At 62.7% G+C, this 16,736-nt stretch carries 17 protein-coding genes; 9 read left to right on the forward strand and 8 right to left on the reverse strand.

Annotation, left to right across the window (positions count from 1 at the left end; genetic code table 11):
* Positions 1-93: 93 nt before the first annotated feature.
* Complete coding sequence (locus ELH03_RS23240) at positions 94-585, reverse strand: GNAT family N-acetyltransferase (RefSeq protein WP_128404609.1); 492 nt, start codon at positions 583-585, stop codon at positions 94-96.
* Positions 586-1,113: 528 nt separating this feature from the next.
* Between ELH03_RS23240 and ELH03_RS23250 the strand changes: the two genes are divergently transcribed.
* A complete protein-coding gene (locus ELH03_RS23250) occupies positions 1,114-1,995 on the forward strand; it encodes an AraC family transcriptional regulator (protein ID WP_128404608.1) in 882 nt (293 codons plus the stop codon).
* A gap of 158 nt (positions 1,996-2,153) precedes the next feature.
* Here ELH03_RS23250 and ELH03_RS23255 read toward each other — a convergent pair whose 3' ends face one another.
* The gene (locus ELH03_RS23255) at positions 2,154-3,101 is read right to left on the reverse strand and encodes an AraC family transcriptional regulator (RefSeq protein ID WP_128404607.1); all 948 of its coding nucleotides are present in this window, start codon (positions 3,099-3,101) and stop codon (positions 2,154-2,156) included.
* A gap of 105 nt (positions 3,102-3,206) precedes the next feature.
* On the opposite strand from ELH03_RS23255, the gene ELH03_RS23260 reads away from it, so the two are divergent.
* The 4 genes from ELH03_RS23260 (at position 3,207) to ELH03_RS23270 (ending at position 6,014) form a co-directional block, all read left to right on the forward strand.
* Positions 3,207-4,202, forward strand: coding sequence for an aldo/keto reductase (locus ELH03_RS23260; protein WP_128404606.1), 996 nt, complete (start codon positions 3,207-3,209; stop codon positions 4,200-4,202).
* Between the two features lie 28 nt (positions 4,203-4,230).
* Positions 4,231-5,265: an SDR family oxidoreductase gene (locus tag ELH03_RS23265; RefSeq protein ID WP_128404605.1), complete on the forward strand. Its 1,035-nt coding sequence runs from the start codon at positions 4,231-4,233 to the stop codon at positions 5,263-5,265.
* Positions 5,266-5,280: 15 nt separating this feature from the next.
* Complete coding sequence (locus ELH03_RS38525) at positions 5,281-5,412, forward strand: hypothetical protein (RefSeq protein WP_261319433.1); 132 nt, start codon at positions 5,281-5,283, stop codon at positions 5,410-5,412.
* 71 nt (positions 5,413-5,483) lie between these two features.
* Positions 5,484-6,014: a dihydrofolate reductase family protein gene (locus ELH03_RS23270; protein ID WP_128404604.1), complete on the forward strand. Its 531-nt coding sequence runs from the start codon at positions 5,484-5,486 to the stop codon at positions 6,012-6,014.
* A 133-nt stretch (positions 6,015-6,147) separates the two neighbouring features.
* Here ELH03_RS23270 and ELH03_RS23275 read toward each other — a convergent pair whose 3' ends face one another.
* Positions 6,148-7,029 carry an NmrA family NAD(P)-binding protein gene (locus ELH03_RS23275; RefSeq protein ID WP_128404603.1) on the reverse strand — a complete coding sequence of 294 codons (882 nt, stop codon included), beginning with the start codon at positions 7,027-7,029 and terminating at the stop codon, positions 6,148-6,150.
* A gap of 237 nt (positions 7,030-7,266) precedes the next feature.
* Between ELH03_RS23275 and ELH03_RS23280 the strand changes: the two genes are divergently transcribed.
* Positions 7,267-8,169 carry a LysR family transcriptional regulator gene (locus ELH03_RS23280; protein ID WP_128404602.1) on the forward strand — a complete coding sequence of 301 codons (903 nt, stop codon included), beginning with the start codon at positions 7,267-7,269 and terminating at the stop codon, positions 8,167-8,169.
* A gap of 318 nt (positions 8,170-8,487) precedes the next feature.
* Here the strand turns inward: ELH03_RS23280 and ELH03_RS23285 are convergent, their stop codons facing one another.
* Positions 8,488-9,384, reverse strand: coding sequence for a LysR family transcriptional regulator (locus ELH03_RS23285; RefSeq protein ID WP_128404601.1), 897 nt, complete (start codon positions 9,382-9,384; stop codon positions 8,488-8,490).
* A gap of 275 nt (positions 9,385-9,659) precedes the next feature.
* On the opposite strand from ELH03_RS23285, the gene ELH03_RS23290 reads away from it, so the two are divergent.
* Together ELH03_RS23290 and ELH03_RS23295 are read left to right on the forward strand one after the other, a co-directional pair.
* The gene (locus ELH03_RS23290) at positions 9,660-10,394 is read left to right on the forward strand and encodes an SDR family NAD(P)-dependent oxidoreductase (RefSeq protein ID WP_128404600.1); all 735 of its coding nucleotides are present in this window, start codon (positions 9,660-9,662) and stop codon (positions 10,392-10,394) included.
* Positions 10,395-10,548: 154 nt separating this feature from the next.
* Complete coding sequence (locus ELH03_RS23295) at positions 10,549-11,148, forward strand: NADPH-dependent F420 reductase (protein WP_130766686.1); 600 nt, start codon at positions 10,549-10,551, stop codon at positions 11,146-11,148.
* Between the two features lie 341 nt (positions 11,149-11,489).
* On the opposite strand, the gene guaA is transcribed toward ELH03_RS23295, so the two are convergent.
* The 3 genes from guaA to ELH03_RS23315 all read right to left on the reverse strand — a co-directional run bounded on the left by guaA (position 11,490) and on the right by ELH03_RS23315 (position 14,229).
* Positions 11,490-13,052, reverse strand: a complete 1,563-nt coding sequence (gene guaA / locus ELH03_RS23305) for a glutamine-hydrolyzing GMP synthase (RefSeq protein WP_128404597.1) — start codon at positions 13,050-13,052, stop codon at positions 11,490-11,492.
* 92 nt (positions 13,053-13,144) lie between these two features.
* On the reverse strand, positions 13,145-13,783 hold the full coding sequence (locus tag ELH03_RS23310) for a 5'-methylthioadenosine/S-adenosylhomocysteine nucleosidase (protein WP_128404596.1): 639 nt from the start codon (positions 13,781-13,783) through the stop codon (positions 13,145-13,147).
* On the reverse strand, positions 13,780-14,229 hold the full coding sequence (locus ELH03_RS23315; RefSeq protein WP_003544704.1) for a PaaI family thioesterase: 450 nt from the start codon (positions 14,227-14,229) through the stop codon (positions 13,780-13,782). Before ELH03_RS23315 ends, ELH03_RS23310 begins: the two co-directional genes overlap by 4 nt.
* Positions 14,230-14,483: 254 nt before the next feature.
* Between ELH03_RS23315 and ELH03_RS23320 the strand changes: the two genes are divergently transcribed.
* The gene (locus ELH03_RS23320) at positions 14,484-15,560 is read left to right on the forward strand and encodes a DUF2252 family protein (RefSeq protein ID WP_128404595.1); all 1,077 of its coding nucleotides are present in this window, start codon (positions 14,484-14,486) and stop codon (positions 15,558-15,560) included.
* 96 nt (positions 15,561-15,656) lie between these two features.
* On the opposite strand, the gene ELH03_RS23325 is transcribed toward ELH03_RS23320, so the two are convergent.
* Complete coding sequence (locus tag ELH03_RS23325) at positions 15,657-16,736, reverse strand: DUF1513 domain-containing protein (protein WP_128404594.1); 1,080 nt, start codon at positions 16,734-16,736, stop codon at positions 15,657-15,659.

Genomic DNA, 16,736 nt, shown 5'->3' on the forward strand with positions numbered 1-16,736 from the left:
CGAAGTCGTCATCTGTTCCATGACAAACGGGTGGCCGAGCTAAATGAACCTCGGCCGGCCGTTTCCTGTGCGGGCTTCTCTGGCCTGTAAAACCTAGACAGTCATTGCTTGCCAGCAGATCAACGGACCGTCTTCAGCATCGACCCGCTCGCCGATTTGGACAAAGCCATTGCGTTCAAGGACACGCTGGGACGCGATGTTGTCGACGCCGGTCTCCGCAGAGACCAGAGCCACGCGAGGGTCGTTCCGCGCCCACTCCAGCAACTGCCCTATGGCCCGCGTGGTGCATCCACGGCCCTGGCGGGAAGGCGCAACCCCATAACCGATATGGATGTTTCCATCTTGTGGAACCCGAACGATGGAGCAGAGGCCGACGATCTCGCCATCCTCCACGATCATCCAGGCCGACGGCGAGAATTCAGCGCCTATGTCAGTCGCGAGGCGGTTCAACATCTCCAATATCTCAGGAGGCGCAATTGCGCTGTCTTGGACAAGGCGCAGATTGCGAGGCGCGATGCCCTTTAGCAGCGCTTCGAAGTCACGAGTGGTTAGTTCGATGATCATAGTCTTCTCGACATTAGACATGCGCCAGCATTGGGCGCGCTAAGGCCGAGCGATAGAGCGAGGATCAGCTCTCGGTCACGATGCCGTGCGCCTTCATCCCTACCGCCGCAGCCGGTGAGTTCTGGATCGTTGCGACGGCAAACAAAGGCATTCTCCTCTAAGACGGAAATGCGAATAACAGTCCTGTGCGAGGATCGCAAGGCCGATAGATCTGCGCCCCCGCGCCCCCGGAAAGGGCTCCGCGCCTATCAGCTTGAGAGGCATTGGCGCGGCGAGTTCGGAAAACAGCGGCAGGCCTTTGCCCAGCGCTACCGGCGCCACGAGCAGGGCGAACTGGTCGACCAATCCCTGGGCGATAAGACTGCGGGCGAAGCGGACCAGATCGGCAATTTTCCGACAGCTCGCGCTCTTTTTTTGCCGCGTGCCCTAGATAAGACTTGCCTGTAAGCGGTCGTCGGAAGTTTTCGGCTGATCCATGCCAAACCGCAAGATCGGTCGAGCACGTTATGGCCGTCAGCGACTAGATGGAGCCGCCACGGAGGAGGGACGATGAAGGCGGCGCTTCAAAACTATCAGGCCCGGATGCGGCGGGTGCTGGACTATATTGACCGGCATCTCGATAGTGATCTGGACTTGGAAACGGTGAGCCGTGTTGCGGCCTTTTCGAAGTTTCATTTCCACCGGCAGTTTACGGCGACCTTCGGATTGTCCGTGCATCGCTATATCAGGCTTGCCCGTCTGAAGCGCGCTTCGCACCGGCTGGCCTACAGGGACGCCCAAAGCGTCACTGACATAGCGATGGATGCCGGTTACGAAGCACCGGATGCCTTCGCCCGCGCCTTTCGGCAACGGTTCGGGCAATCGCCTTCGTCGTTCCGGAAATCTCCCGACTGGGAGCCGTGGCTTGCGGCCTTCGGGCCTCTCGACAACGCAAGGAGCAAGCTCATGCAGAAGACCTTTACCACCGACGACGTGAAGATTCGCGATGTGCCGCCCACGCCGGTGGCGATCATGGAGCACCGGGGCGACCCGGCGACGCTCGGCGCCACCATTCAGCGGTTCATCGCCTGGCGCATGGCCGCTGGCCTACACCCCAAGACAAGTCCGACCTTCAATGTCTGGCGTTCCGAGCGGCGTCCTGCGTCGCCTGCCGATTATAGCGTGGACCTTTGTGTCGGGACCGACCAACCGATCGAGGCGAACGGCAAAGAGATCAAAGCCGGCGAGATCCCTGGCGGACGCTGCGCGGTGCTGCGTGTCGTCGGCAACACCGACAATCTGGAGCCCGCCGCGCTCTACCTTTATCGCGACTGGCTTCCGGCGAGCGGCGAGGAAGCACGCGATTTCCCGATCTATTGCCAGCGGTTGAGCTTCTTTCCGGAGGTGCCGGAGCATGAGGCGATGGCGGAACTGTTCCTGCCGCTGAAATAGCACCCTCTGACGGCGGCCTGTCCATTCTGATAGCTCGAAGCGGACAGGCCGTTGTCCACCCCAGGCCGGCCGGGGCTTGAGCCCTGGGGAAATTTCTAGAATCCCCGCAAGCCATCTATCGACCTGAGAGGTACGCAACAGCCAAGGTCCGGAGTGCATCAGATATCCTTGACCTGTGTCAAACTGCGTTTGTGCATATTATCGTCTCGAAAAGATTTCGGCGACTTACCGGCTACCCGCTTGAACGCGTTACTAAAAGCGCTCTCCGACGTGTAGCCGACGGAGCGCGCGATCAACGCCACCGATTGTCCTGCCTCGTCCCGCAGTGCCTGCTCAGCCAGTCGCATGCGCCACTGTGTCAGGTAGGCCAGGGGCGCGACGCCGGCGACGGTTCGGAACCGGTCGGCGAACGTCGTCCGCGACATGGCGCAGGCAGCGGCGAGATCTTCAAGGTGCCATGCCCGCGCTGGATCCTCGTGCATCAAACGTAGGGCCGGGGCGATACGCGGATCGCTTAGCGCCCTTAGCCAGCCGCTGCCTTCGCAGTGTGCTCCGGCCAGATGGGCCCGCAGGATCTGGATGAAAAGCAGCTGTGCCAGCTGAGCGGATGCGAGTTCAGCGCCTGGTAAATCGGATGTTCGCTCCTCGACGAGCCGGTCGAGCAGCCAGCGGAACGTCGTGGCCGCGGGCAAGTTCGCCTGCACGTGGATCCAGGGCGGCAGCACGTCCGCCAACAGGCGGCCGCTCACGGGATCAAGCAAGACGTGTCCGCCGACATGCGCGAAGTCGTCACCGTCGCCGAGTTGAGCCGTCGTTCGCCCGACTCCGGAGAACAACGTCATCGCGTCGATAGGAGAGACATCGGGATCACTGGCGAGCACGAATGCTCGTGGCGCCGAGAGCAGCCCCACATCACCAGTTGCAAACCGGATAGGCGCTTCGCCGTCGAGCGTCACCCAGCAGCCTCCCTTTACGACGGCGAAGAACTTGATCGTCTTCGGCACGGGGAAACGGATCGCCCAAGGGCCTCCAGCGGTGAATCCACCCGTGACCAGCGTTTCCGCCCGCGCAAGCTTGAGAATGTCGGAGAAGGGATCAGTGGTCATTTCGTATTCTCGCGCAAGTATTGCGTATTCTCAAGCATTCAACGTCCGCCCTGCCGCATCTATGTTCACTGCCACACGAACGCCAGAACGACGAGGCCAATGACAATGATATTGAGCAAACGGCAACTTGGACATCAGGGCCTCAAGGTCGGCGCGATTGGCCTGGGCTGTATGGGCATGAGTCAGTCCTACGGACCGGCCAACGAGGCCGAATCGATCGCCACCCTGCATCGCGCCATCGAGCTCGGCTGCGACTTCTTCGATACGGCGGAAGGCTACGGCCCGTACACCAACGAGGAGCTTCTCGGCCGCGCCTTCCGCGACCGTCGGGAAAAAGTGGTCCTCGCCACCAAGTTCGGCTTCCGATTCGAGAATGGTCGCCAGCTCGGCACCGAGACCGACAGCAGCCCCGCCGCGATCCGCCAGACGGTCGAGGGCTCGCTGCGCCGACTGCAAACCGACCATATCGACTTGCTCTATCAGCACCGCATCGATCGCAAGGTACCGATCGAAGATGTGGCGGGTACGGTCGGCGAGCTGGTGAAGGAAGGCAAGGTCCGCTTCTTCGGCCTGTCTGAGGTAGGTGCCGCCACGCTGCGCCGCGCGCATGCCACCCATCCGGTCTCGGCGCTGCAGAGCGAATATTCGCTGTGGGAACGCAATCTCGAAGCCGACGTGGTCCCGGTCTTGCGCGACCTGGGCATCGGTCTTGTGCCGTTTTGTCCGCTCGGACGCGGCTTCCTCGCCGGCGGGGTGAAACGCGCGGAAGACTATCCTGAAGGCGATACCCGCCGCATCGATGAACGGTATCAGGGCGAGAATTACGGCGCCAACCTACGGGCCGCGCGGGCGGTGTTCGACATCGCTGAAGCCAAGGGTGTAAAGCCTGCGCAGATCGCGCTCGCCTGGCTGCTGCACAAGGGCGATTTTATCGTGCCGATCCCCGGCACCAAGCGTCGCGCCTACCTTGAGCAAAATGTCGCGGCAGACGCTGTCCGGCTGACGCCTGCCGAGATGCAGACGCTCAACAACGCACTGGCGACCGGCACGGTCTCCGGCAATCGCTATCCCGACTGGGTCATGGCGGGGATCGACCGCTGATGCGCAACAAGCAAGTCTGGAGATCGTTATGAGTGGCGAACTGGTGCTCGTGACCGGCGGAAGCGGGTTCATCGCGCAGCATTGCATCCTGGCGCTGTTGCGGGCGGGCTATCGCGTGCGGACCACGCTCAGGTCACTGTCGCGAGAGGCGGAGGTTCTCAGTAACCTCAGGACCGGCGGTGCCGAGCCGGGCGACCGCCTTTCGTTTATCGCCGCTGACCTTACCGCCGACGACGGCTGGGCGGAGGCTGCCGCAGGCTGCACCTATGTGATCCACGGCGCCTCGCCGACGCCGTCCGGCGATCAGCTGCGCGAGGAAGATTGGGTCGGGCCGGCGGTCGACGGCAACCTGCGCGTGCTCCGCGCGGCACGCGATGCGGGCGTGAAGCGGGTGGTGCTCACCTCGGCCTTCGGTGCGATCGGCGTCGGCCACAAACCGCGAAGTCGCCCCTTCGTCGAGACCGACTGGAGTGACTTGAACGGGCATGTGGCGCCCTATCAGAGATCGAAGACGCTGGCCGAGCGCGCGTCGTGGGACTTCATTGCCCGCGAGGGCGGCGGGCTCGAGCTTGCGAGCGTCAACCCCACGACCGTGCTCGGGCCCGCGCTCGGCCCCGACTATTCCCACTCGATCCGTCTCATCAAGAACTTGCTGTGCGGTCAGCCGGGCTGTCCCAAGATTAATACCTGCGTTGTCGACGTGCGCGACGTCGCCGACTTGCATCTACGCGCGATGACCGATCCCGTCGCAAGGGGCGAGCGCTTCCTTGCCGCGTCGGGCGAAAGCCTGTGGATGGTCGAGATCGCCAGGCTGCTGAAGCAACGTCTGGGGAAAGGCGCGAGCAAGGTGTCCACGCGCGTTTTGCCCAACTGGTTCGTCCGCGTCGTCGCGCTCTTCAATCCGGCGATGAAGGGGATCGTGCCGCATCTCGGCGTCAATATGAACGCCAGCAGCGAGAAGGCCCAACGCCTGCTTGGTTGGGAGCCCCGCTCGCGCGAAGAGGCAATCGGCGCTACGGCCGAGAGCCTCATCCGCCTCGGCCTGGTCAACACGACGGATTAGAAATTGGAGACAGCCATGAAGATCGACGGCGATTGCCTACGGCAACGAGCGCCGCCTGCCGATTATAGCGTGGACACGGCGGGTGGCGAGCATCAGGTCGCGGATTTATGCGTGCTTCAAAACCAATTGCGAAATAAAATCAGTTGAGCTAACTTAAAACTGATTGCATAATGCAATCAGGCCTGCGCGGATATGCCGTTTAAGGAAAGGAAGTGAGTATGGCTAAGCTTGTGTTCGGAATGAACCAGTCCTTGGACGGCTACGTCGATCATATGGCGTTTGGGCCAAGCCCCACGCTCTTCCGCCACTTCATTGAGGAGGCTCAGCGGCAGGCGGGCAGTGTGTACGGTCGCCAGATGTATGAGGTCATGCGTTACTGGGACCACGAACATCCTGAATGGGACGCAGAGCGACAGGCCTTCGCGGCAGCGTGGCGGAACCAGCCGAAATGGGTCGTCTCGCGCTCGTTGAAGTCGGTCGGTCCGAACGCCAGCCTTGTCGGGGAAGATCTTGGGGCCGCGATCCGCAAGCTGAAGGCGGAACGCGACGGGGAGATCGAAGTTGCCGGCCCGGATTTGGCGCAAAGCCTCACCGAACTTGGCCTGATCGATGAGTATCGAATCTACCTGCACCCCGTCGTACTCGGTCACGGCAAGCCATATTTCGCGGGATCTCGGCCGCCGCTCCGCCTGATGGCTCATGACCGGATTGGCGAGGATGTGATCAGGTTGACCTACGTTCCGGCTTGATCGCGCGACTCGCCAGATGAAAATCGCCGCGGAAGTCTGGTCTTGGTGCGGCCATCCCTCATGACGCCGACGGTCTGGACGGGAAGCCCTGTCGCGTCGCCGGCAGGCAGCAAGCCATCACAAGGGCGTGGCGTCAGACGGATGCTTTTGCCTGGCCCGCCCCGACGAGTTCGGCGATGACGCTTTCGAGTGGCGTCGTGCCCTTCACTGCCGATCGGCCGTGCTCGCTGAAGTCGATCCATCCCTCGTTGAAGCCGTCGAGCATCCGGATCCGAGGCAATGGATTTCGCGTTCCCTGAGAGCGGAAAATCTGTTCCCAGCTCGCGCGTGGCACCGTCTCGACCCGGACGGGACGCTTCAGCGCCGTGGCGAAGGCTCCGGCGATATCGTTCGGCGATATACGTGCGGGGCCTTCCAGCTCGACGACCCGTGCCCCGCTCCAGTCCTCGCGGAGAAGCGCGGCGGCCAAGTGCCCGACATCCTGCGTCGCGACCATCGGGAACAGCTTGCCGGCCGGCTGCAGGAAGCTGCGCAGCACGCCTTCGTCGCGCGCCGAGGGAATATCCCAGAGCGCATTCTCCATGAACCAGCCGGGCCTCAGGAAGGTGACCGGAAGGCCGATCTCCTGCAGCGACTGCTCCATCAGCGTGCGCTGGGTCAGCAGGTTCTCGTGCAGCGCATCCGCGCCGATGGTCGACAGGCAGACCACCTTGCCAGGACGAGCCTCGACCAAAGCCGACGTTACGGCGGCGATGACGTGCCTGGCCTCGGGAAAGCCGGGTTCCGGATCGAATTCGGAGGGCGGCAGGATGAAGACGCCCGTGGCATCCCTGAAGGCTGAAGTCAGGCTTGCCGCGTCGTCCATCTCGGCCAGGGCGACGCCGCAGCCCCGAGTTCTCCACTCTACCGCCTTGGCCTCGTCGCGCAACACGGCGCGAACGGGCAGTCCTTCGGCGAGAAGGCTGCGCGCAAGCGCGCCGCCGACCTTGCCGGTGATTCCGGTGATTGCGTACATGATGGTTCTCCAGAAGGTTGATATCAGTCGCGCCGGCTCAGGCGAGGCCGGCATAGAGGTTGCGCTCGAACTCGCCGTAGAGCGCGACGACCCGTTAGCCGCAAGACACCATCCTTGTACGCCGCGCTATGACGTGATTCACGCGCATTAGAATCAATGTTATGATGACTCAGATTCACTGCTTATTCGGCCCGGAGTGAGGCTGCGCGGAGACCTGCAGAGGCGAAGGGGGATCGAATGGTTTTCGACACGCGGCTTCTGACCGGCGTCGGCGTCCTGGCGGCGGTTGCGGAGGCCGGGAATTTCGCCCGCGCCGCGGAGCTGCTCGGCCTGACGCCGTCAGCGGTGAGCCGGGCCGTGGCGCGTCTGGAAGCGCGGGTCGGTGTACGGCTTTTCGATCGCAATCCACGCGAAGTCAGCCTCACCGAGGAAGGACGCCGCTTCCACACAAAGGTGATGCCGCTTCTCGCCGGCCTGGATGAGGCCGCCGCCGAGGCCGCAGGGGCGGCGGCCATCGTGCGCGGCCGGCTGCGCGTATCGGTCGACCCGTGGTTCGCGCGCATGGTGCTCGCGTCGAAGCTCCAGGAGTTTCTGGTCCGCTATCCCCTGCTGTCGGTCGATTTCTCCACCAGCAACTATCGCCAGGAGATGATGACCGGCGTCGACGTCGCCGTGCGCTTCGGGCCTCCCGACGAGTCATCGCTCATCGTGCGCAAGCTGCTGGAGACCCGCATCCTGACAGTCGCCGCTCCGGCCTATCTCGAAAAACACGGCGAACCGCGATCACCCCATGACCTCGTCCATCACGAAGCGCTTCTCTTCCGCGATCCTCAGACCGGGCTGCCCTTTCCCTGGGAGTTCCGGCGCGGCGGGGAGGTCAAGGAGATTAAGGTCTCCAGTCGCCTGGTCATGGACGATCCTTCGGTTGCGATCTCCGCTTGCCTGGCCGGTCAAGGCATTTTCCAGAGCCTCGCGATCGGTTTGGCGCCTTTGCTGTCGCGAGGCGAGCTTGTTCAGGTCCTGCCGGAATGGTCGGAAGAACTCTTTCCGCTCTATGCCTATCATCCCTCGCGCCACCTCCCGCCGGCGAAGGTCAGAGCGCTTCTGGATTTCATCCAGGAGATCGCTGTCCGCGTGTAATGACGCTCTCCTTGTGCGGGACCACCGGGCGCAGTCTTTCGCGGTCCACATACCGACAGGGCGATCCGCGATTTGCTCGGTTTCAAAGGCTATCGATATCGATTGGTCTGTTTTCCTCGGAGTTCTCCGCAAAAGCGGCGTCTCCAGCCTGCCAAAAAAGACCGTCAGCGATGGTGAAGTCCGTCGCCGTCAGTAGTGTGGCCCTCGCGCCGGTTGCGATACGGCGCGACATTCGCGGATTGAACAACGCCGCTTCAGGCGATCGCAGCCCGGCTTCCGACCGGACTACGGCAGGCGTTACCGGCGACCTGCCGGGCGTCAGTCGCGCAATATGGACAGCCCCGCGAGAAGCGGAGCGTATGCGGCGAGCCTGCGGGATACGAACTCGGTGAAGAGCCGCACGCGCTTCGTCTTGCGTGTCTCCCCCTGCGTGAGAAGCCAGAGCGTTCCATGCATGTGCAGGTCGCTGCCCGGCACCCTCACCAATAGGGGGTCGGCATCTCCGACGAAGCACGGCAGTGTCGTCATCCCGAGCCCTTGCCGTACCGCAACGATCTGCGCCTCGCCGTCCGTGGTCCTGAACGGAACCCCCGTGGCACGAACCTCACCCTCGCTGGCCCAATCCGGAATTCCATGAATGCTTATGACGATCCACCGGATGGGATCCGGCGCGCCCGCATGCCATGCGGCCAGTCGATCGCGAGACATGTAGACGCCGCTGAACAGTTCCGGTCCCTTCAGGCCGTGAAGATTGAGCGGCAGGGTTTTGCGGTCGTAGACGACGCGGATCGCGACATCGGCCTCTCGGTTGGTCAGATTTGCCAGCTCGCCGGACGACACGATTTCCATCTCGATATCAGGATGCAGACGCGCGAAATCGGCGAGATCAGGCATGAGCAGGTGTGTCGCAAGGGTCGGTGCCAACGTCACCCGTAGAAGCCCACGCACGCTCTGGTCGCGCCCGAAGACGCGCGTCTCCAACTGGTGCGACGACGCTTCCATCTGGTTCGCGAGCTCGAGGACCTCCTCACCCGCAGCCGTCAGGCGGTAGCCCGAAGGCAGCTTTTCAAACATCTGCGCCCCGAGGCGTTCCTCGAGCTGAGCGATGCGTCGCAGCACGGTCGAGTGATATACCCCGAGGCCGTCGGCGGCGGCCCGCACTGAGCCTCCGCGCGCCACGGCAAGAAAGTAGCGAATGTCATCCCAGTCGATCATGGTGCAATCCGGCACCGCGCGGTGCGCCTTCCAAAGCCCGTATCTAACGCATTCGTACAGCAGGACGGGCTGTCATCATAGCTTATGGCGACGAGCGCGGCCCAATTCCGAACGGCGGACACCAATCGTCGCGGCTGGCGTCAGTCGTCCAGCCGGATCGATTTTGCACCACCGATGTGCGCGCTTCCGCACTCAAAGCCTGACTCCGGCGGACCTATTTTGAGGGTCTCGGGGCGTCCCCGAACGATCAAAGGCAGAGCCTGGAAGGAGAAGTTATGGGAAAGCTTGAGGGTAAGGTTGCAGTCATCACGGGTGGGTCGAGCGGTATGGCGCTGGCGAGCGCCAAGCGGTTCGTTGAAGAAGGCGCCTATGTTTTCATCACGGGCCGGAGACAGGAATCGCTGGACGAGGCCGTCAAGCTGATCGGCCGGAACGTAACCGGCGTGCGCGGCGACGCGTCCAATCTCGACGACCTCGACCGCCTGTTCGATATAGTCAAACGGGAAAAGGGTAAGATCGACATCCTGTACGCGAGCGCCGGCACGGGCGAAGCCGTCCCACTGGGCGAGATAACCGAGCAGCATTTCGACGCGACCTTCAACCTGAATACGCGGGGCACGCTGTTTGCGATTCAGAAGGCGTTGCCGCTGTTCAACGATGGCGGATCGATCTTCATGACCGGGTCAGTTGCTTCGCTGAAAGGTTTTCCTGGTTACAGCGTGTATGCGGCGAGCAAGGCGGCGCTGCACGCGTTCGCACGCGGGTGGCTCAACGAACTCAAGGGCAGGAATATACGGGTGAACGTGCTGCATCCGGGGCCGATCGCCACACCGATGCAGGACCAAGTTCTCACCGAGGAGGCGAAGCAAATGTTCGAATCCCTGATCCCGCGGGGAAAGATGGGTCGTCCTGAGGAAATTGCGGCGGCCGCGCTGTTTCTTGCTTCAGACGATTCGAGCTTCGTGAATGGGGTGGAGTTGTCTGTCGACGGCGGCTTCTCGGCCATCTGAAATCACGCCGGATTGCCGGAAGCGGCTGACCATCCGGCCGCGCCGAAGTCGTTCACGGCGGGACGTCTACGCGAAGGTCGCCACACAGCGGAACGGATAACCCAGCGCCGTTGAAGGCTGGGGAATCAATATCAACACGGATCGGAGAAGCATTATGAGCTATGCAATTGTAGGATTCGGCAAGATAGGCCAGGCCCTCGCCCACGCCTTCGCCCGTAAAAACATCGAGGTGACCGTCGCGAGCCGCCGGCCGCCCGAGGCGTTGGCGCCGCAGGCTCGGGCGATTGGGCCCACGGTCGTCGCCAAGTCGCTGCGGGATGCGCTCGAGGCCGACACAATCATCTTGGCGGTCCCGTTCGGCGAGCACCGCGAGGTTGCGAAGGCCCTGCCGAGCTGGGAAGGCAAGACAGTCATCGACGCGACGAACGCATTTCCCGTCCCTGAAGAGCTGGACGGCCTCCCGTCCTCCGCCTTCGTCGCAAAATCGTTCACCGGCGCCAAGTTCGTGAAAGGGTTCAATCACCTAATTGCCGCCACCCTGGCTGCCGATCCGGTCGTCGAGGGCGGCCACCGGGTCGTCTTTCTGTCGAGCGACTACGAGGACGTGATCGCTCCCGTGGCGGACTTGGCCAAACAACTCGGGTTCGCACCCGTCAAGCTGGGAAAGCTCAACGAGGGTGGCGCGCTGGTGCACGCACGCGGCCGCACGTGGGGCCAGCTCATCTTCCAGGATTTGTTCAAGAAGGAGCAGTAATCGATCTACGACCGTGTGATCGACACCGAGAACTGGTCGCGCGTGCTAGAGCAATTCCAGGAAAAGTGCGAAGCGGTTTTCCGTCCGGAATTGCGTGAAGACAAAAGGTTAGAGCGGTTCTGCGCTTCTGTGAAAAGCTGAACCGCTCTAACATCTTCGAGCAGCGCGTGACCGAATATTTGAAGGCCACAAAGTCGCGAAGGTTGGGCTGGGCCTGACGGCGTATGGGCGCCATTAGAAGAGCGGGGAGACGCCCGACAGAGCGGCAGATCTACGGGTTGCCCAGAATCTATCGACTGTTATCGATGGCCTGGGATTCGCTCGAGTGTCCTCTGTCCCCTTCACTCCCACTCGATCGTACCAGGCGGCTTCGACGTAACATCGTAGACCACGCGGTTGATGCCGCGAACCTCGTTGATGATGCGGGTCGCGGCGCGGCCGAGGAATTCCATGTCGTAGTGGTAGAAGTCCGCCGTCATGCCGTCGACGGAGGTGACGGCGCGCAGTGCGCAGACGAATTCATAGGTGCGTCCGTCGCCCATGACGCCGACGGTCTGGACGGGCAGCAGCACGGCGAAGGCCTGCCAGATGGCGTCGTAGAGGCCGGCCTTGCGGATTTCGTCGAGATAGATCGAATCCGCCTCGCGCAGGATCTCCAGCTTTTCGCGGGTGATGCCGCCGGGGCAGCGGATGGCAAGGCCGGGGCCTGGGAAGGGGTGCCGTCCGATGAAGCTGTCGGGCAGGCCAAGCTCGCGGCCAAGCGCGCGCACCTCGTCCTTGAAGAGCTCGCGCAGCGGCTCGACGAGCTGCATCTTCATGCGCTCCGGCAGGCCGCCGACATTGTGATGCGATTTGATCGTCACCGACGGGCCGCCGGTGAAGGAAACGCTCTCGATGACGTCGGGATAGAGTGTGCCCTGGCCGAGGAAGTCGGCGCCGCCGAGCTTCTTTGCCTCTTCCTCGAAGGTTTCGATGAACAGCCGGCCGATGATCTTGCGCTTGGTTTCCGGGTCGCTGACGCCTTCGAGTTCGCCGATGAAGCGATCGGCGGCATCGACGTGCAGCAGATGCAGATTGTAATGCTCGCGGAACATGGCGACGACGCCGGCCGCCTCATCCTTGCGCATCAGCCCGTGGTCGACGAGGATGCAGGTCAGCTGGTCGCCGACCGCTTCGTGGATCAAGAGGGCTGCGACGGAACTGTCGACGCCGCCCGAAAGCGCGCAAATAACGCGCTTGTCGCCCACCTGCTCGCGGATCTGCTCGACCGCCTTCTGGCGATAGGCCGACATCGACCAGTCGCCCTTGATGCCGGCAATGTTGTGAATGAAATTGCCGATCAGCTTGGCGCCATCAGGCGTATGCACGACCTCGGGATGGAACTGCACGCCGTAATATTTACGCTTCTCGTCAGCGATGAAGGCATAGGGCGCGTTGGAGGAGGTGGCGACCACCTCGAAACCATCCGGCAGCGCGGTGACGCGGTCGCCATGGCTCATCCAGACCTGATGGCGCGAGCCGGAGGACCAGAGGCCCTCGAACAGCTGGCAGTCTCTGTCGACCTCGAGGAAGGCGCGGCCGAATTCGCGGTGATGGCCGCTTTCGACCTTGCCGCCGAGCTGCATGCACATCGTCTGCTGGCCGTAGCAGATGCCGAAGACCGGCAGGCCGCTGTCGAAGATGATCTGAGGCGCTCGCGGTGATCCCTCGTCCACCGTGGAAGCCGGGCTGCCGGACAGGATCACGGCCTTCGGCTGCAGGCGGTTGAAGCCCTCTTCGGCCGATTGGAAGGGAACGATCTCGCAATAGACGCCGGCCTCGCGCACGCGTCGTGCGATGAGCTGGGTCACCTGGCTGCCGAAATCGACGATGAGAACGGAGTCGGGATGTGCTGTCTGGGTCATGGCGAGGCTTTAATGAAAAGCGCTTCGCCTGGCAATGCGGGAAATCGGCGGTATCAGGTTTTTATTGTTCCAATTGTCCCGCATTCAAGGGCTCAGAACCAGAAAACCCCGTCCTCCAGCGCCGTGAACAGGCTGTCGACGCCATAGGAGAGCTTGCGGTCGACGATGTGCAGATATTCGGTCCAGCCCGAAATATGCTGCAGCTCGACGGCGCCGTCGGAAATGCCGCGAAGGCCGATCAGCGGCAGCTTGTAGCCCTGGCAGGCGCGCAGCACCGCATAGGTCTCCATGTCGACCATGTCGGCGTCGATGCCTGTATAGGCGACGCCCGAAATGATATTGCCGCCGGTGGAAAGGCTTGCTTCGGCAATGCCGGGAATGCGCAGCGGCAGCTCGAGCGTTGCTGGCAGGTCGAGAAAGGGTGTCTTGCCCTTTTCGAAACCGAGCGGCGAGGCGTCCATGTCGCGGTAGGAAACCGAGGTCACCTGATAGACTTCGGTCTGCTCCAGTTTCGCGGAGCCGGCCGAGCCGAGGGACACGACGAGATCGGGCAGGTCGTCGACTGCATCCAGCCGCGCCAATGTCTTGCTCAGCGCGATGGCTGCCTCGACCGGGCCGACGCCGGTCATCAAAGGTTCGATGCGTGAGCGCAGGAAGGGACCGTATTCGGCCTCCGCCGCCATGACGAAAAGGATGGATTTCCCCGCGACCGATTTCAGTTCGAACTTCATCCCGTAATGCCCTCTCTACCGCGGATCACCATCATCGTTCCGGTCATGGAGGCGATGAGTTTCGCCGGCCCGTCGCTGATCGCGTAGCCTCGTCCGTCGGCGACGATGATGGTGGAGCCGGGTTTGGTGATTTCCCCGCGAAACAGGAAACGATCGCCACGTCCCGGCGACATGAGATTGACCTTGAACTCGATCGTCAGGATCGAGGCTTCCGGGTCGATGACGCTATAGGCGGCAAAGCCGCAGGCCGAATCGAGCGCTGCGGAAATGATGCCCGCATGCAAGATGCCGTGCTGCTGTGTCAGTTTGACGTCGAAGGGAAGCTCGATCTCGACGACGCCGTGCTCGACGCGCGTCAACTCCGCGCCGATCGTCTCCATCGCCGCCTGGCGCGCAAAATTACGGCGGATTCGCGCGCGGAAATCGCCCCTGTCAGTCTCGCTCATGTCTGCCCCTCTTGCAGCCGCGAAAGTGGCATGGCGCGCCGCATTCGACAAGCTGGACATTACTGAAATCGGTCCGGGCGGCGATGGAAACCCGGGACCGTGTCGCCGGGGCAACCTTTCACCTTTCCGTCGCTGCGCAAGCAGGTACCGCTGGCCAATACCGCTGGATCGTGGCGATCCGATGCGAAGACGATTGCAGCTTCGCGCGGTGCGCGTATTCTCCGCGTCGGGTCGCGAAATGATGGAGCGCCAGCATGACGACGATATCGCAATCGGTCCGGAATTTCGAGACCTGGCTGGCCGGCGAACTCGGCGACGATCTCGTCAAGGACGATCTGCGGGAGAAGCACGAGAAGATGCGAAGCGGTGATTTCGTCTTCCTGCGCGCCACCTATTGGCGCTGGTGCGAGATCATCCTCGATATCTGCCCGGAACTTGCAGCCGCGCCTGAGGTGCTGGCGATCGGCGATACACATCTGGAGAATTTCGGCACCTGGCGCGATGTCGAGGGCCGGCTCGTCTGGGGCGTCAATGATTTCGACGACGCGGCGGTGATGCCCTATGCATTTGATCTCGTTCGCCTTGCGGCAAGCGCCATCCTGGCGCGCGGCGACGACGGTCCCTCGGTTCGCATGATCGGCGAATTGATCTTGAGCGGCTATCGCCGGGGCCTCGAAAATCCGTTGCCCGTCATCCTCGAGCGCGACCACAAATGGCTGCGCAAGGCGCTGATACTGCCGAATTCCGAACGGCGGGAATTCTGGGAGAAATACGAAATGTTGCTTCCCGGCAGCAAGCCGCCACCGTCAGCCTATGTCAAGGCGCTCACAGGCGCGCTGCCGTCCGGGACGGGACCCTTCGTGCCGAAGCCGCGCAGCGGCGGCACCGGCAGTCTTGGCCGGCCGCGTTTCGTCGCCTATGCCGAATGGCAGGGTGGGCCGGTGCTGCGCGAGGCAAAGGCGCTGCTGCCGTCCGTCTGGTCGCTTCGCCACAGGCCCCAGGACGTGGCGATCCATGCGGGCGAGATCGCCAATGGACGGGCGCGCTCAGCCGATCCTCACTATCGGGTCTCCGGCCGTATCCTCGTGCGCCGGCTCTCGCCGAACAGCTGCAAGATCGAAATCGACCAACACCCCGAGGTCCTGCTTTCGCCGACGATGCTCGAACTGATGGGCTTCGAGATCGGCAATTGCCATTCCGACGATGCGGCGGCGGTTGCGACGATCCTGAAGGACTTGGCGGGGCGGGGAAACGAATGGCTACACGAGGCGGCAAGGGCCGCGGCATCGAGCATCAGTGCCGAGCAGAAAGCCTATTCCCGCGCCGGCTAGAGCAATTCCAGGAAAAGTGCGAAGCGGTTTTGCCGGGAATTGAGTAAAAACAAAAGGATAGAGCGGTTCTGCGCTTCCGTTAAAAGCTGAACCGCTCTAAAGCCGCACGATGTGCTGATCCCAGGCGACGTCGCTGCGGGTCGACAGGAAATCGCCATCATAGGAGGAAACGGCAAAGCCGCTTCTTGCCGGGGCGATGCCCGCCGCATCCGGAACGACGGTCTCGGCCAGCACCTTGCCTGACTTTGCGTCAAGGGTCACCGAGGCGCCGCCCTTCGGCGAGGTGATGCCGACGAGGCCCTCGCTGCGATTGACGGCGATCGCCCCGACGTAATTGGCAAGCCGGCGCGTCGTCTCCTCCGGCAGATCGATGAAGGAGAGATTCTCGCCCTTGGCGAAATGGCCGACAAGCGGCGGCAAATCCTTGCGGTGGCCTTCGTACTGGCAGGCGAACCAGATGCGGCCCTCGCCGTCGAGATCGACGTGGCGGGTGGAGAGTTCTGCCCATTCCGCCGGCAGCACATGTTTTTCAACCAACGCCCCGGTCGCCGCATCGATCAGCGCCAGCGACGGCTGCATCTCCCCGAGATTGAGCTTGGTGCGGCCGAAATCTGGATGTGTCTCGATGCCGCCATTGGCGACGATGAGAAGGCGTCCGTCATCGGAAACCGTCATGTCGTGCGGACCGATGCCGTAGGTCTCGAATTCGCCGATGCGGGCGAAGCGGTCGGTGGCGTCGTAGAGGCCGATCATGCCGCGATTGCCGTCGAAGTCGTTCTCGCTGGCGTAGAGCAAACGGCCGTCAGGAGAGAAGGCGCCGTGGCCGTAGAAATGCCGGTCCTCCCTGGAGTTGATGACGATCGGCTCGCTTTTGTTCCAGGGATCGAAGATCATTGCATAGGTGCCGGGCCGGCGCGCGAAGGCGACAGTCTTGCCGGTGCTGGCGCTGAAGGCCATGCCGTGGGCGCGGGCGGGAAGCGTCACCTGATCGACGATCTCGCCGCGCTCAGTCACGGTCGCAATGGCAAAGGAGCCGTCGGCTGCACGAATGCCCGAGGCATAGACCGCATCGGCCCGCTCCAGTGCCATCAGCGACCTCGGCGCCAAGGCCGCAAGGAAGCCAAGGCCGGCCGCCTTGACGAAACTGCGTCGGTCGATCGCGGCACTTCGCATCAT

The sequence above is a fragment of the Rhizobium beringeri genome, assembly GCF_004306515.1.
In the GTDB taxonomy this organism is placed as follows: Bacteria; Pseudomonadota; Alphaproteobacteria; order Rhizobiales; family Rhizobiaceae; genus Rhizobium; species Rhizobium beringeri.